The 14,942-nt window shown below is 71.9% G+C and carries 15 protein-coding genes; 6 read left to right on the forward strand and 9 right to left on the reverse strand.

All coding sequences use genetic code 11. The features are described from left to right. The first annotated feature begins 59 nt into the window (after nucleotides 1-59). Together KIK06_RS17710 and KIK06_RS17715 are read left to right on the forward strand one after the other, a co-directional pair. Nucleotides 60-1,130 carry a FecCD family ABC transporter permease gene (locus KIK06_RS17710; protein WP_268644205.1) on the forward strand — a complete coding sequence of 357 codons (1,071 nt, stop codon included), beginning with the start codon at nucleotides 60-62 and terminating at the stop codon, nucleotides 1,128-1,130. 12 nt (nucleotides 1,131-1,142) lie between these two features. Further along, nucleotides 1,143-1,979 carry an ABC transporter ATP-binding protein gene (locus KIK06_RS17715; protein ID WP_268644206.1) on the forward strand — a complete coding sequence of 279 codons (837 nt, stop codon included), beginning with the start codon at nucleotides 1,143-1,145 and terminating at the stop codon, nucleotides 1,977-1,979. Between the two features lie 60 nt (nucleotides 1,980-2,039). Here KIK06_RS17715 and KIK06_RS17720 read toward each other — a convergent pair whose 3' ends face one another. From KIK06_RS17720 to KIK06_RS17750, 7 genes are all read right to left on the reverse strand, one after another. Beyond that, entirely contained in the window at nucleotides 2,040-3,530 is a 1,491-nt protein-coding gene (locus KIK06_RS17720) for a leucyl aminopeptidase (RefSeq protein WP_268646052.1), read from the reverse strand. Nucleotides 3,531-3,643: 113 nt separating this feature from the next. Continuing rightward, on the reverse strand, nucleotides 3,644-3,811 hold the full coding sequence (locus tag KIK06_RS17725) for a DUF3117 domain-containing protein (protein WP_017596980.1): 168 nt from the start codon (nucleotides 3,809-3,811) through the stop codon (nucleotides 3,644-3,646). 371 nt (nucleotides 3,812-4,182) lie between these two features. After that, on the reverse strand, nucleotides 4,183-4,761 hold the full coding sequence (locus tag KIK06_RS17730; RefSeq protein WP_017596981.1) for a hypothetical protein: 579 nt from the start codon (nucleotides 4,759-4,761) through the stop codon (nucleotides 4,183-4,185). Nucleotides 4,762-4,948: 187 nt separating this feature from the next. Next, the gene (locus tag KIK06_RS17735; protein WP_268644209.1) at nucleotides 4,949-5,413 is read right to left on the reverse strand and encodes a hypothetical protein; all 465 of its coding nucleotides are present in this window, start codon (nucleotides 5,411-5,413) and stop codon (nucleotides 4,949-4,951) included. Nucleotides 5,414-5,659: 246 nt separating this feature from the next. Further along, nucleotides 5,660-6,433, reverse strand: coding sequence for a TIGR00730 family Rossman fold protein (locus KIK06_RS17740; RefSeq protein WP_017596983.1), 774 nt, complete (start codon nucleotides 6,431-6,433; stop codon nucleotides 5,660-5,662). Nucleotides 6,434-6,575: 142 nt separating this feature from the next. Continuing rightward, on the reverse strand, nucleotides 6,576-7,640 hold the full coding sequence (dapE, locus tag KIK06_RS17745) for a succinyl-diaminopimelate desuccinylase (RefSeq protein ID WP_268644213.1): 1,065 nt from the start codon (nucleotides 7,638-7,640) through the stop codon (nucleotides 6,576-6,578). Between the two features lie 136 nt (nucleotides 7,641-7,776). After that, complete coding sequence (locus KIK06_RS17750) at nucleotides 7,777-8,613, reverse strand: 2,3,4,5-tetrahydropyridine-2,6-dicarboxylate N-succinyltransferase (protein ID WP_017596985.1); 837 nt, start codon at nucleotides 8,611-8,613, stop codon at nucleotides 7,777-7,779. A gap of 203 nt (nucleotides 8,614-8,816) precedes the next feature. On the opposite strand from KIK06_RS17750, the gene KIK06_RS17755 reads away from it, so the two are divergent. Both KIK06_RS17755 and KIK06_RS17760 read left to right on the forward strand, forming a co-directional pair. Continuing rightward, the gene (locus KIK06_RS17755) at nucleotides 8,817-9,692 is read left to right on the forward strand and encodes a hypothetical protein (protein ID WP_268644215.1); all 876 of its coding nucleotides are present in this window, start codon (nucleotides 8,817-8,819) and stop codon (nucleotides 9,690-9,692) included. A gap of 83 nt (nucleotides 9,693-9,775) precedes the next feature. Beyond that, nucleotides 9,776-10,897 carry an IS630 family transposase gene (locus KIK06_RS17760; protein WP_017602426.1) on the forward strand — a complete coding sequence of 374 codons (1,122 nt, stop codon included), beginning with the start codon at nucleotides 9,776-9,778 and terminating at the stop codon, nucleotides 10,895-10,897. A 155-nt stretch (nucleotides 10,898-11,052) separates the two neighbouring features. On the opposite strand, the gene dapC is transcribed toward KIK06_RS17760, so the two are convergent. Further along, nucleotides 11,053-12,162, reverse strand: coding sequence for a succinyldiaminopimelate transaminase (gene dapC / locus KIK06_RS17765; protein ID WP_268644218.1), 1,110 nt, complete (start codon nucleotides 12,160-12,162; stop codon nucleotides 11,053-11,055). Nucleotides 12,163-12,346: 184 nt separating this feature from the next. Beyond that, nucleotides 12,347-12,664 (reverse strand): ferredoxin, encoded by a 318-nt coding sequence (gene fdxA / locus KIK06_RS17770; RefSeq protein ID WP_017596988.1) that lies wholly within the window; start codon nucleotides 12,662-12,664, stop codon nucleotides 12,347-12,349. Nucleotides 12,665-12,851: 187 nt separating this feature from the next. Between fdxA and KIK06_RS17775 the strand changes: the two genes are divergently transcribed. After that, a complete protein-coding gene (locus tag KIK06_RS17775) occupies nucleotides 12,852-13,109 on the forward strand; it encodes a putative acetyltransferase (protein WP_026127307.1) in 258 nt (85 codons plus the stop codon). 244 nt (nucleotides 13,110-13,353) lie between these two features. Then, complete coding sequence (locus KIK06_RS17780) at nucleotides 13,354-14,715, forward strand: hypothetical protein (RefSeq protein WP_268644220.1); 1,362 nt, start codon at nucleotides 13,354-13,356, stop codon at nucleotides 14,713-14,715. The last annotated feature ends 227 nt before the right edge of the window (nucleotides 14,716-14,942 follow it).

Here is a 14,942-nt window from a genome sequence, read left to right on the forward strand (position 1 = left end):
CCCGAGACCGTGGCCGGGACCGTTCCGGAGCCTCCGGCCGCGCGCCCGGTGGACGCCGTGTGCCCCTCGGCCACCGCGTCCCCCTGGCCCCGCTGTTGGCCGGGCTCACCGTCGTGCTCACGGTGTCCTGTCTGCCCGCGATCGGCGTCGGGTCGGTCGACGTACCACCGATGACGGTGGTGCGCGTCCTGGCCGACCGCCTCGCCGCCCTCGCGGGCGCTGACGGCGTCCCGGGGAACGGGCCGGTCCCGGAGGCGGAGGACTTCATCGTGTGGCGGCTGCGCGCTCCACGCGTGTTCCAGGCCGTGTTCGTGGGCGCGGGACTGGCGGTCGCGGGCGCGGTCGTGCAGGCCCTGGTGCGCAACCCCGTGGCCGACCCGCACATCCTCGGCCTGTCCTCGGGGGCCAGTGTGGGCGCCGTCCTGCTGATGACCACCCTCGGCTCGGCGGCGCTGGGCGCTCTGGCGCTCCCCCTCGCGGCGTTCGCCGGTGCGCTCGTGGCCGGGCTACTGGTGTTCGCCGTCGCCCGCACGCGCGGAACCCTCGAACCGCTGCGCCTGATCCTGGTCGGCGTGGCGATCGGCCAGCTCCTCGGGGGCGTCACGTCGTTCCTGGTGCTGCGCGCGCAGTCGGGCGACGCCCAGCAGCAGGTCCTGTTCTGGCTGCTCGGCAGCCTGTCCGGGGCGCGGTGGTCGTCGGCGCTGGTGTGCGCGGCGGCGGTGCTGGCGCTGTCGGCGCTGCTCACCGCCCGGGCGGGATCCCTCAACGTCCTGGTGCTGGGTTCGGAGGGCGCGGCGTCTCTGGGTGTGGACGCCGATCGCTCCCGGGCACGGCTGTTCGCGGCCGCCGCCCTGCTGACGGGGACGACCGTGGCCGTGGCCGGCGCCATCGGGTTCGTGGGACTGGTGGTCCCCAACCTCGCCCGGCTCCTCGTCGGAGCCGACCATCGCAGGGTGCTGCCGGTGTGCGCGCTGTCGGGCGCGCTGATGCTCGTGTGGGCCGACCTGGCCGCGCGCACGGTGCTGCGCCCCACCGAACTGCCCATCGGCGTCCTGACCGCCGTCGTCGGGGTGCCGTTCTTCGTCGCCGCCCTGCGCGGGGCGCGGGGCGCGACCGCCGGACAGGCGTGAGGAGGAGGAACCGTGAGGCTGCGCCTGAACGGTGTGACCGCCGGGTGGACCGACGTGCCCGCGGTGCGCGGGGTCGACGTCGACGTCGCGGACGGAACACTGACCGCGCTCGTCGGGCCCAACGGGAGCGGGAAGTCGACGCTTCTGAAGACCGTCTACCGAGCGCTACGGCCGATCGGGGGTGATCTGGTACTGGGCGGGGACGACCTGCTCGGGCTGTCCCGTCGGGAGGCGGCGCGCCGGGTGGGGGTGCTCGGACAGGACCAGCACGGCGGGTTCGACCTCACCGCCGAGCAGGCCGTCGCCCTCGGCCGGACACCGCACCTGGGGCCGTTCGGGGTCATGGGGCCCGACGACCGGGAGGCGGTGGCGTCCGCCCTGTCCAGGACGGGGTGCGGGGAGCTGGCGCGGCGGCCGCTGTCGACGCTCTCCGGCGGGGAACGGCAGCGGGTGCTCCTGGCCCGTGCGCTGGCGCAGCGGCCCCGGTTGCTCGTGCTCGACGAGCCGACCAACCACCTCGACCCGCGCCACCAGTTCGAGGTCCTGGAGCTGGTGGCGGGGATGGGCACGACCGTCGTGGCGGCCCTGCACACACTGGACCTGGCCGCCTGCTACGCGGACACGGTGGTCGCGATGCTCGGGGGCCGTGTGGTGGCGGCGGGGCCGCCGACGGAGGTGTTCGCCCCGGAGGTGCTCCACGAGGTGTTCGGTGTGGACGGCACGCTGGTCGACGATCCGGTGACCGGCCGCCCCCGACTCATCACCCGTCCCCTGGGGCCCGAGAAGGGTCACCGTTCGGGCGCCGGCGGGGTTCTCGAAGGTCGAGACCGCGCCGGCGGCGTCCGTTGAGGGTGGTGGCGGGGACGGGCGGGCCGAAGCCAAGCGGCGGGCCCGAGGGCGGCACCGCCGCTAGCGGGAGGCGAGCCAGCGCAGCAGGGCCCGTGTGGAGAACGCGGTTCCACCCTTGCTGAGGATGCCGTCCTCCCTCATGGATCGGCCCGGACCGGCGATGTCCAGGTGGGCCCAGGGCACGTCGCCGGTGAACTCGCGGAGGAACAGGGCGGCCTCGGTCGCGCCCGCCGGGCCGAAGTCCCTGCCCCGGGTGCCGATGTTGGCGAGGTCGGCCACCCGGGACTCCGTGGTCTCGGTGTAGGCGTCGGTGAGCGGCATGCGCCACAACGGCTCGCCCGAGTCCCGGCCCGCTCGCTCCAGCTCGGCGGCGACGGTGTCGTCGTCGCTGTAGAGGGCGCCCGTGCCGGTGCCGAGCGCGACCTTGGCCGCGCCGGTCAGCGTCGCCACGTCCACCAGGAGGTCGGGGGCGAGCTCGGAGACCGCGTAGCCGATGGCGTCGGCCAGGACCAGGCGGCCCTCGGCGTCGGTGTTGAGGACCTCCACGGTCGTGCCCGAGTAGGTGGTCAGCACGTCGCCGACCCGGGTGGCGCTTCCGGAGAAGGCGTTCTCCGCCAGGGGCAGCAGACCGGTGACCCGGACCGACGCGCCGACCGAGGCCAGCGCCGACAGCACGGCGAGCACGACCGCCGAACCGCTCATGTCGGTCTTCATGAGCATCATGTTGTCGTTGGGCTTCAGCGACAGGCCGCCGGTGTCGAACGTGATGCCCTTGCCGACCAGCACCACGTGCTCGGTCGGATTCTGCGGTGTGTAGGAGAGCTGGACCAGTCGCGGCGGCCGCGAGGAGCCCTGGCCCACGCCCAGGATGGCGCCGAAGCCCGCCTCGGCGAGGGCGTCCTCGTCCCAGACCCGTACCTGGAGGCCCTTCTCCGCGGCGACCTCTCGGGCGCGGGCGGCCATCCACTCCGGGTCCTTGGCCAGGGAGGGGGTGTTGATCAGGTCGCGGGCCAGTGCGGTGGCCCCGGCGAGGTCGGCGCCGCGGCGCAGGGCGTCCGCGAGGTCCCCGCCACCGTCACCCACCACGTCGACGGCCTCGGCCGGGCGCTTGTCCTCGGGCGTCTCACCCGTCTTCATGCTGAACGTGTACGAGGCGAGCAGAACGCCCTCGGCGAAGGCGGTCGCCGCCTCGGTGTCCGAGCCCGGCCAGGCCAGGGCCACACGGCTGCGGCCCCTGGCCGCCCGGGACAGGGCCGCTCCGGCCTTCCGGAGGTCGTCGGGCGATCCCGACCCCACTCCCAGAAGCGCCAGCCGCGCCAGGCCCTCGTCCCGGGACACCGGGAACTGGACGAGCTCGCCGGACTTGCCGGTGAGCGAGTAGTGCGTGAACAGGTCGGTGAGCGGCGCGGGGAGGTCCCCGCCCAATCCGCTCTCGGCCACCCCTTCGGCCGCCTTGGGTCCGTCGTCCGCGAACACGGGAAGGACCAGCAGGTCCGCGGTGGATTCGGCGAGGTTTCCCGCTCGGGACTGGATCTGCGTGGCGAAGGGCACCGGCTGCTCACAATCGTTCACTCAGTTGGGAGGTGTACAACCTCGGGGGTCGTCAGGGGTCTCCGGCCCGGGGTGGGGGTCACGGGCACGGAACGTCATGGCCAGGGCGTGTCCTAGCCGACGACTCCCTTGAGCGCGTCCCGGAGCTCGACCGCCTCGTCCGGTGTCAGTTCGACGACCAGGCGTCCGCCGCCCTCCAGGGGGACTCGCATGATGATGCCGCGACCCTCCTTGGTGACCTCCATCGGCCCGTCGCTGGTCCTCGGCTTCATCGCCGCCATGCCATTCCCCTTTCTAGATGTTCCTCGCAGGTGGCCGGGGCCGACCCACGGCACCGGCGCCGATCCGACGAGACGGTTCGGTTCCGGAACCGTGGGCCGGGTCCGTGTGACTCGCGCCCGCGTGAGGACAGGGACGTGAACCACTCCTCGACCATTATCTCGGAGGTTGGCCCCGGTGTGTGCGCCAGGCGAAGGCCGCGCGAACGCGCGGGCGTCCACCGGCGAGGAATCGTTGGTCAGTAAAGGTTATATCGGTCCTGACCGAATTCCGATGTGAGCGTGGGTGGCCGAACCCTCTCCTGCCCCGGCGCGTCCGGTCGAAACAGGGATCCGGCGATATCGCCGCGGCCGGGGGCCTCCTCCGGGACGGGTCAGTCCATCGCCCCCGTGGAGGTCATCCGGGTCCCCTCGTCCGTGACGGAGGACCACTCGGCCATCAGGCCGTCGTCGTCCGGCCACAGGGTCAGCTCCGCCTCGTCGACGCAGCGGTCCTCGGGGTCGGCGAGCTCGGTGTAGGCGTACACGACGCGGTCGCCGTCACGCGCGGACAGCTCCAGCGTCCCCGAGCAGTTGAAGGTCGTCCAGGCGGTACCGCCGCGCTCGGCTCCCTCCTCGACGCGGACCTCGGCGTGCCAGTCGGCGACGTGCTCGCCCTCGGTGTCGACCTGGGTCATCTCACCCGCCCAGGATCCGACGAACCGCTCCAGGTGCGCGGCCTCCTCCGCCGCGTCGGATTCGTCGCCCCCCGTGAGGGCCCACGCGGTGGCGATGCCGCCCGCGAGCACGAGGACCGCCGCCACCACGCCGGACACGACGGTGATCCGGCGGCGGCGTCTGAGGGTGTTGCGGGTCGATCGGGGGGGTTGCCACAGGGACATCTGGCGGACGGGGGTGGGAGAACCGTTGCTCCCGCCCTCGGGTCCCGGATCGAGATCGGCTGCTGTGTCCATCCTCGCCATCCTGACCAAAACTCCGCCCGCTCCGGTGGAACGGGGGGTACGTGTGTACAGCGAACGAGAATAGGGCACCGAAAACCGACGCGGCGGACGACGACGGGACGTCGGCTGTGACACACGACATATCCGATGCCCGGGGGTCCTACTCCGAGGGGCGCCACCGGACCGCGGACAAGCGGTGTCAGCCCTGGCCGGAGGTGGTGGGGGCACTCTCCGCCGACGCGTCGACACCGTCCTCGACCACGCCGTCCGGGGCGGTGGCCTCCGCGGATCTCTCCGGGGCGTAGGCGTCGCCGGGCAGGCGCTGACCGTCAGTGGGACCGTGCCCCTCGGGGACGTACGGGGCGTCGAGCCGGGCGAGCCGCCACTCCAGGTCCTCGATCCGCGCCTCACGTTCGCGCAGGGTGGCGGTGAGGCGCGCGAGGAGTTCGTCGACGGCACGGACGTGGTAGCCCCACAACGACAGGGGCAACAGGAGCCGACCGAGGTCGGCCGACCCGACCGGGCGGTCGGCGGGCAGGTCCAACGGGGGGTAGTCGGCCTCGAAACGGGCGAGCTGACCACCCTTGCCGAGCACGACGTAGACGACGCCGACGAGCACGGCCAGGGCAGCGGCACCGACCAGGATCATGATGAAGACAGGCACGGTTAGATGCTCCCACGCCCACCCGTCACCCGCCACCACCTGTGGACGACCGCTTCGCGAAGGAGCACAGGCCCACCCTCAACCGACGCCTCACGGCGCAGCACCACCCACTTCGTCACCCGCCACCACCTGTGGACGACCGCTTCGCGAAGGAGCACAGGCCCACCCTCAACCGACGCCTCACGGCGCAGCACCACCCACTTCGTCACCCGCCACCACCCGTGGACGACCGCTTCGCGGGAGCGCTCAGCTGGCGCCCGGCGGGACCTCGCCGTTGCGCTGGGCGATGTCCAGGTGCGACTTGCGGATGATGTCGACGATCTCGTCGGGGTCGTCGGTCAGCTGGAGCAGCTCCGTGTCCGCCGGGCTGATCAGGTTGTTCTCCAGCAGGCGGGACTCGACCCACTCGTACAGGCCGCCCCAGAACTCCGTACCGGCCAGGACCACGGGGAAACGCGTCACCTTGTTGGTCTGGACGAGGGTGATCGCCTCGAACAGCTCGTCCAGCGTCCCGAACCCGCCGGGCAGCACCACGAAGGCCTGCGCGTACTTCACGAACATCGTCTTGCGGACGAAGAAGTACCGGAAGGTCATCCCCACGTCGATGTACGGGTTGAGGGACTGCTCGAACGGCAGCTCGATCCCCAGCCCGACGGACATGCCGCCCGCCTCCTGGGCGCCCTTGTTCGCGGCCTCCATCATCCCCGGACCGCCACCGGTGATCGTGGCGTATCCGGCCTCGGCCAGCCTGGCGCCGACCTTCACACCGAGCGCGTAGTGGTCGCTGTCCGGCTTCACCCGGGCCGACCCGAACACGCTCACCGCCGACGGCAGCTCGGACAGCAGGCCGAACCCCTCGACGAACTCCGACTGGATGCGCAGCACCCGCCAGGGATCCGTGTGGACCCAGTCCGTCGGCCCCCGCTGATCCAGCAGGCGCTGGTCAGTGGTGGTCTGGGGGATGGCCCGCCCCCGGTACGTCAGCGGACCCGCGTGCCGAATGTGTTCCTCTTCCGTCATGCTCGTAAAGCTATCCGAGCAGGAGCGGATCGCGCCTGAACCGCACGTGTACCCGCGGTGACCGGAAGCGGCCGATTCGCCCCCCGGGCACCTCGAATCCCCTGGTCGCGTGCGGCGGACACCCACGACCGGTGACACTCCGTCAGCGCGAGCCGCCGAGCCAGGCGACCATCCGCTCCTCGGCCTCACGGATCCTCGCGATCTCGGCGTACTCGTCCCTGGTGTGGGCCAGCAGCGGGTCGCCGGGGCCGTAGTTCACGGCGGGGACCCCCAACTCGGAGAAACGCGACACGTCGGTCCACCCGAGCTTGGCGCGCGCCCGCCCCTCCCCCACCGCGGCGACGAACGCGGCGGCGGACGGGTCGTCCAGCCCGGGACGCGCCGGGGCGGCGGCGTCGGTCACCATGACCTCGAAGCCGTCGAACACCTCGCGCAGGTGCGCCTCGGCGTCCGCGACGGACAGGTCCGGGGCGAAGCGGTAGTTGACCGTGACAGCGCACTCGTCGGGGATGACGTTGCCCGCGACACCTCCCTCGACGGCCACCGCGTTGAGCCCCTCGTGGAAGCGCAGCCCCTCCACCTCCGGCTCGCGCGGGGTGTAGGCGCGCAGGACGTCGAGGACCGCCCCGGCGCCGTGGATCGCGTTCTCCCCCATCCAGGACCGGGCGCTGTGCGCGCGCTTGCCCCGGGTCACGACCCGCACGCGCATCGTGCCCTGGCAGCCGCCCTCGATGACACCGTCCGTCGGCTCCATGAGGATGGCGAAATCACCCGCCAACCACTCGGGGTGGTGCAGCGCCAGACGGCGGAGGCCGTTGCGGGAGGCGTCGACCTCCTCGTTGTCGTAGAACACGTACGTGACGTCGTGCACCGGTTCGGTGACCAGCGCGGCGAGCTTGAGCTGGACCGCGACCCCGGCCTTCATGTCGGAGGTGCCGCAGCCGTACAGGCGACCGCCGTCCACGTGTGAGGGGACGTTGTCGACGATGGGGACGGTGTCGATGTGACCGGCGATCACGACCCGGCGCGGACGGCCCAGGTCGGTCCGGGCGACGATCGCGTCACCGTCGCGGGAGACCTTGAGGTGCGGCAGGTCGGACAGGGCCCGCTCGACCGCGTCCGCCAGGATCCGCTCGTCACCGCTCTCGGAACGGATGTCCACGACGGCGGCGGTCAGGTCCGCCACGTCGGAGGTCAGGTCCAGCATCGTCTCGCCCCGTTCAGGTCGTCGTCCGTCGCTCGCGCCGCACCGCGTTCCCGGACGCGTACGCGCCGTCCAGCCTAGACAAACACGAAGCGCCCCCCGAACCGTGTGGGAGGGCGCTTCGGGAGTCGCGCGTGCGTCAGGCGTTGACGCCGTGCTCGCGGAGCAGGTCGTTCAGCGCGAGCTTGTCGTGCTCCTGCCCCTTCTCCAGTCGCTTGAGCACCAGCAGGACGGGCATACCGAAGTCGCCGCCCGGGAAACTCTTGACGCGGTTGGCGGTCACGCAGACCGACCAGGCCGGGGCCTCGCCGCGGGGCAGCTCCTCACCGGTCTCGGCGTCGAAGACGCGCGTGGAGGAGGTGAGGATGGTACCCGCGCCGAGCTTGGCGCCGGTGCGCACCCGTGCGCCCTCGACGACCATGCTGCGGGAGCCGAGGAAGGCGTCGTCCTCGATGATGACCGGGGAGGCCTGCGGCGGCTCCAGGACACCGCCGACGCCGACACCGCCGGACAGGTGGACGTTCTCGCCGACCTGGGCGCAGGAGCCCACGGTCGCCCACGTGTCCACCATGGTGCCGGAGCCGACGTGGGCGCCGATGTTGGTGAAGGACGGCATGAGCACGACGCCCGGGGCCAGGTAGGAGCCCCAGCGGGCGATCGCGCCCGCGACGACGCGGACACCGTCGAAGCGGGTCTTCAGCGGCATGCGGTCGTGGTGGTAGAAGTCGCCGACGTGCGACTCCTTCATGTCCAGGACCTTGAAGCCGAGCAGGATGGAGCGCTTGGCGCGCTCGTCGACCACGACCTCGTCGGTGCTGGGGTCGACGAAGGCGACGCGCGCCTTGCCCTCGTCGATCTGGTCGATCGCGCCGATGATGGTCTCGCGCGCGTCGGTGTGGCCGGGGGTGAGTTCGGAGCGCTGCTCCCAGAGTTCGTCGATCTGGTCCGGCAGCGGGCTTGTGTACGAGCTGGTCATGTGCACCCACGTTAGCGGGTTGGGGAGAGGACACCGCTGAGGCCCCGTCCCGTACGCCGCGGACCACCCTGCGTGACGCTCCGTGCAGGACCGTACCGGCGACTACAATGCGGCCGAGGCGCGCGACGCGCCCCACGCGCCGCACATATGACCCCCCGTCCCGTGCGACGTGCTCCACCCGTCACCGACCCGTTGGTTCGCCCGTGCCCAGTAAGCGTCGGAAAATCTCCGCGTTCGTCAAGATCCTCCTGGCCCTGTTCCTCGTGTGCGGCGCCCTCGTGGCCGGGGGCTACTACGTGCTGACCACGGTCGAGCCGCTGGACACCGTCGAGGAGGCGCCGGACCCTGCCTGCCGCCTGGACCTGGCACAGGGTGAGTACGTCCTCGAGCCCGAGCAGGCGGTGAACGCCGCCACGGTCGGAGGGGTGGCGTTCAGCCGCGACCTGCCGGAGGAGGCCGTCACGGTGGCGTACGCGACCGTGTGGCAGGAGTCCACCTTCTACAACCTGGAGTTCGGCGACCGCGACTCGGTGGGCCTGTTCCAGCAGCGGCCGTCGCAGGACTGGGGCGACCCTGAGCAGATCCTCGACCCGGTGTACGCCAGCGGCGCGTTCTACGACGCGCTTGCGGACATCGGCGGCTGGGAGGAGCTGCCCGTGTTCGAAGCGGCCCAGGCGGTGCAGCGCAGCGCCGACGGCTACGCCTACGACCAGCACGAGACCCTGTCGAAGGACATGGCCGAGGCGTTCACCGGCGCCCTGGGCCCGGCGATGACCTGCTGGCACGACACCGCCAACCTGGCGTCCACGCGGACCGCGGACGTCACGGGCGCGGAAGCGGAGATGGCCCGCGTGTTCGGCACCGACCCGGCTGAGCTGCCCGTGGCGGAGGACCCGAGCACGGGTGACCTGGGATGGGCGATGGCGCTCTGGGCGGTCGCCCACGCGGAGGAGTACGGGCTCACCTCGGTGACCTACGGCGACCAGCGTTGGCGTGCCTCCGACGGGCTCGACGACGCCGAGGCGTGGACCACCGTCGACGACGGTACCGACACCGAGGGCCGCGTCGTCCTTGACTAGTGCTGTGGCCGGAAACGTTCGTCCGGGTCAGTGATCGGTGTCAGGGTTGACCGCAACACCAGCAGTCGACCCTGGGAGCCGCGGTGTCCGCACCCCTCAAAGCCCGCAGACTCACCGATCCTGAGGGCCAAAAACTGCAACGCATCGTCCGCCGGGGCAGCACCAACACAGTCCGCTACCGGCGGGCGATGATCATCCTGGCCTCGGCCAGCGGCAACACCGTCCCCGTCATCGCCCGCCTGGTCGCCGCTGACGAAAAGACCGTGCGCGAGGTCATCCACGCCTTCAACACCCAGGGGCTGGACTGCCTGGACCCTAAATGGGCGGGAGGCCGTCCCCGCCTGCTCACCCCCGACGAGGAAGACCTCGTCATCCAGACGGCCACCACCCGCCCGGCCAAGCTCGGCCGACCCTTCACCCGCTGGTCGCTGCGCAAACTCACCGACCACCTGGCCCGCCGCGGCGGACCGGGCCCCCGCATCGGCCGCGAGACCCTGCGGGCTCTGCTGCACCGGCACGGCATCACCTTCCAACGCACCACGACCTGGAAGGACTCGCCCGACCCCGAGGCCGATGCCAAACTCGATCGCATCGAGCACGTCATGGAGTACTTCGCCGACCGGGTCTTCGCCTTCGACGAGTTCGGGCCCCTGGGCATCCGCCCCACCGCTGGGGCGGGCTGGGCCCGCAAGGGCCGCCCGGACCGCATCGCGGCCACCTACCGGCGCACCCACGGCATCACCTACTTCCACGGCTGCTACTCGGTGGGCTCCGACACCCTGTGGGGCGTCAACCACCGGCGCAAAGGCGGCGCGAACACGCTCAGGGCACTCAAGTCGATCCGGGCCGCCCGCCCGGACGGCGCTCCGATCTACGTGATCATGGACAACCTGTCCGCGCACAAGGGCCCCAAGATCCGGGCGTGGGCCCGGCGCAACAAGGTCGAGTTGTGCTTCACCCCCACCTACGCCTCCTGGGCCAACCCGATCGAGGCGCACTTCGGGCCGCTGCGCCAGTTCACCATCGCCAACTCCCACCATCCCAACCACACGGTGCAGACCCGGGCGCTGCACGCCTACCTGCGGTGGCGCAACGCCAACGCCCGCGACCCGCACGTGCTCGCGGCTCAACGCCGCGAGCGTGCCCGGGTGCGCAGCGAGAAGGGCCTGCGCTGGGGAGGCCGACCGCTACCCATCGCGGCGTGAGAGCACCCGGGCGAACGTTTCCGGCCACAGCACTAGCTGACACGGTGGCCCCGGGGGTTACCGTTCGGGCGCCCGAACGAGGTGAATGCCGCGCCGGAGGCGCCGGTCGAGGGTGCCCGCCCCTCCGCGGAGCGGCGGGCCCGCGAAGAACACCGCTACGACGCCAGGCGCTTGACCGCCGCCTCGATCCGCTCGTCGGTCGCGGTGAACGCCACACGGACGTGCCGGGCGCCCGCCGTGCCGTAGAAGTCGCCGGGAGCCACCAGGACGCCGAGGTCGGCGAGGGTCGACACGGCCCCCCACGCGTCGTGCTCGGAGTGGCTCGCCCACAGGTACAGACCGGCGTCGGAGTGCTCGATCCGCCACCCCGCGCCCTCGAACGCGGTACGCAGGCGGGTGCGGCGCGCGCGGTAGCGCTCCTTCTGCTCGGCGGCGTGGCCGTCGTCGTCCAGCGCCGCCCGCATCGCGGCCTGCACCGGGGCGGGGACGATCATCCCCGCGTGCTTGCGCACCGCGAGCAGCTCCCCGACCAGGGCCGGATCACCGGCGACGAACGCGGCGCGGTAGCCCGCCAGGTTGGAGCGCTTGGACAGCGAGTGCACGGCGAGCAGGTTCTCGTGCGAGCCGTCGCACACGTCCGGGTGCAGGATCGAGACCGGCTCCCTGTCCTCCCAGCCGAGGTCCAGGTAGCACTCGTCGGAGGCGACGACCGCCCCCCGCTCACGCGCCCACTGGACGACCTTGCGCAGGTGGGGCACCTCGAGCACGCGTCCGGTGGGGTTGCTCGGCGAGTTCACCCACACGAGCCCGACCGGCGCCGGTCCGAGCGCGGTCAGCCCGTCCGAGGCGACTGGAGTGGCACCCGCCAGGCGGGCGCCGACGTCGTAGGTGGGGTAGGCCAGTTCGGGGTGGACGACCGTGTCGCCCTCGCCCAGTCCGAGCAGGGTGGGCAGCCAGGCCACGAGCTCCTTGGAGCCGACGGTCGGCAGTACGGCGTCCTCCTCGACGCGGACGCCGTGGCGGCGCGCCAGCCATCCGGAGATCGACGCGCGCAGCTCCGGGGTTCCCCAGGTCATCGGGTAGCCGGGGGAGTCGGCGGCGTCGGCCAGGGCCTGACGCAGGTTCGGTGACACCGGGTCGACGGGGGTGCCGACGGAGAGGTCGACGATGCCGTCGGGACTGGCCGAGGCCGTGCGCTTGTACGGGGCGAGCCTGTCCCACGGGAAGGTCGGGAGCCGGTCCGTCACGCGTCGCCGTTCGGCCATCGGTGCGTTCTCCATCCGGGTCGGAAGGGGTAGGGAGTCGGGGTTGGAACAAGCGTCGCGCCGACCCCCGGCCCGGGGGGGTCGGCGCGACACTCACGTTCGGCTGTCCGCTCGGGGACAGCACCCTCTGCGCCAAGGGGGTGCGTATGACCGGCCGGTGTGGGCGGCCGGTTGCCCGGGCGTCCTAGGCCTGCGGCGGGAGCTTGGCGACCAGCGGGTGGTCCCGCTCGATCTTGCCCACCTTGGAGGCGCCGCCCGGAGAGCCAATCTCGTCGAAGAAGTCGACGTTGGCCTTGTAGAAGTCCTGCCACTGGTCGGGCAGGTCGTCCTCGTAGTAGATGGCCTCGACGGGGCAGACGGGCTCACACGCACCACAGTCGACGCACTCGTCCGGGTGGATGTAGAGCATGCGCTCGCCCTCGTAGATGCAGTCCACAGGGCACTCGTCAATGCACGCCTTGTCCAGCACATCGACACAGGGCTGCGCGATGACGTAGGTCACGTCGAACTCCTTGATCTCACCCCCGCGCTCCGGCGAGGGAGACGGGGACCTTCGGAAGGCCCGGGGAGGGATCGGCGTGCGGGCGCCGATTCCCCCGGTTCCCGGGCTCCGCAAGCTATTGGCACAGATGTCGTTCTCCTAGTATGGCGTCGGAGAATACCCAGCGCACAATCGGGGGTGGCGTTCGATGCACTTGAGGGGTCGTCTGGTGCACCGGATCACCCGTGACGACGTAGGAAAACGGGTCTCCGTCCGAATCCACCTCCCCGATCAGGGTTTCACCGATATCGTCGGTGTCGTGGAGTCCTGGACGGACGGCGTGTTGACCCTGCGCCGCCGCGACGACTCGGTGGTCGAGGTCGCCGAATCCGACATCGCCGCCAGCCGTGTCGTTCCCCCCGTGCCCCCGCGACGACGTGACGGGCGTCCCCCACAGGCGCCCTGACGGTCGCGGCCGTTCCCGGTTCCACGACGGCAGCCCGAACAACCGGCGACGCCCCCGGACGACACCGGGGGGCGCCAGATCAGGCCTGAACACAGGCATTCTTCGCCCCGTCCGGGGTAGGAGACGGCAGAGTCCCGCCGTGAGCGCGAGCCAGCTCCGCGCGGGACGCAGGAGAACACCGCGCCCCGGCGTCACCCCACGCTGAGCGGGCGCCCGGCACGGCGGGAGGTGGTGAGCGCCCATCATGCGCGAAGTAGTCGCGTCCGCCCTCGCGGAACTGGCCGGACGGGACGAGCGGGCGGCCGGGGCCGCGCGTCAGGCGTTGGACACCCTGTCCCCCGACCACGACATCGAACGACTCGCCCAGTACTCCGTCCAGCGGTTCTGCTGGTTCGAGCTCCCCGCCCGGTTTCCCCGGTCCACGGACGACCGGCTGTTCACGGCCCGCTCCCTCGGCACGCTCTTCTCCCTCCTCGAACTCCACCGCTACGCCCAGGTGTGCTCGGCGCCGGAGACGGTCACGTTGCTGTCCGTCCGCGACGACGACCACGACACCGCGTTGGCCATGTACGAACGGCTTATGTGGGAGTCGGGCGTGGAACCGCCGGACCTGCCCGAACTGACGTGGGGCAGCGCGGTCGGCGACGCCGAGATCCGGGCGCGCCACGAGACCGCCGCCGCGCTGGAGATGGCGATCACGGTTGGTGACGTGCGCCCGGGAAAGCACGGGTGGCGAACGGCGCAGGAGCGGTTCACGCGGTCCTTCCTCACCCAGCCCGACCGTCGGGGGCTGAGCCACCTGGACCGGATCCGTGAGGAACGGGTGCGCGCGTGGATCGGATCGCCCGTGCATCCGCACAGGCAGCGCCTGTGGCCGCTGGTGGGGCAGATCATCGCCGGGACGGACGTACCGCGTGCGGCGGACACGGCCCTGACCCCGCTGCGGACACTGCTGGACCTGGCGGCGGACGGGATCGCGCTCACCCAGATCGGGTACATCACCCCTGGCGTGGTCCGGCAGATGTGCGCGGACTTCGGGTGGCGCACCTCGCCGGAACCCCCGCGCAGCGAGACCGACGCCACCCAGTTGATCGCCCTGCACCAGGTACTGCGCGGGATGCGCGCGGTACGCAGGTCGGGTCGGCGACTGGTGCTGACACGGCGTGGTCGGCAGCTGCGGGAGGACCCCGAGGCGCTGTGGTGGGCCGTCACCGAGACGCTGTGCCGGACCGGCGGGATCGAACAGGCGGCGGCGGAGACGCTGCTGGGCATCCTGCTGGCGCGGTCGCCGCAGGGGGCCGGATCGCACGCCCGACGCGGGGAGTCGGACGTGGTGGCGGCGGAACGGGCGCTGACGGAGTCGGGGTGGGTGCCCGCGGAGGTCCCGGTGTCCGCGGGGCGGCACGCGGCGGCGCACCGAAGGACCGCGGAGACCGCGTCGGACCAGGTACGCGCGCTGGTGATGGCGGTCGGTTGGCTGTTGGAGACGCTGGGGCTGCTCACGGAGGGCGACAGCGAGGGGCGCAGGGAGCTGACCGCGCCGGGGCGGGCGTTCGCGATCGCGTGCCTGCACAAGTCGGCGGTGGCGCCGCGCGCGGTGGTCTAGGGAGTGTTCTGCCGGGCCTTGGCGCTCGCTCTGGCCCTCCGCTCCGTTTCGGACCGTGTTCGGGCGCCCGAACGACCAATCCCCTCGGGTGACCGCGCCGCAGGCGTCCGTTGAGGGCGGTGGCGGGCGACGGGAGGGCGGCAGCCCCCACCCTCTCGCGAAGCGACCCTGGGCGATGGCGGGTGACGGGAGGAAACCACTGCGGCCGAAGGCCGTCCGTTGAGGGT

This window comes from Nocardiopsis sp. EMB25 (assembly GCF_026797795.1).
GTDB lineage: Bacteria > Actinomycetota > Actinomycetes > Streptosporangiales > Streptosporangiaceae > Nocardiopsis > Nocardiopsis lucentensis.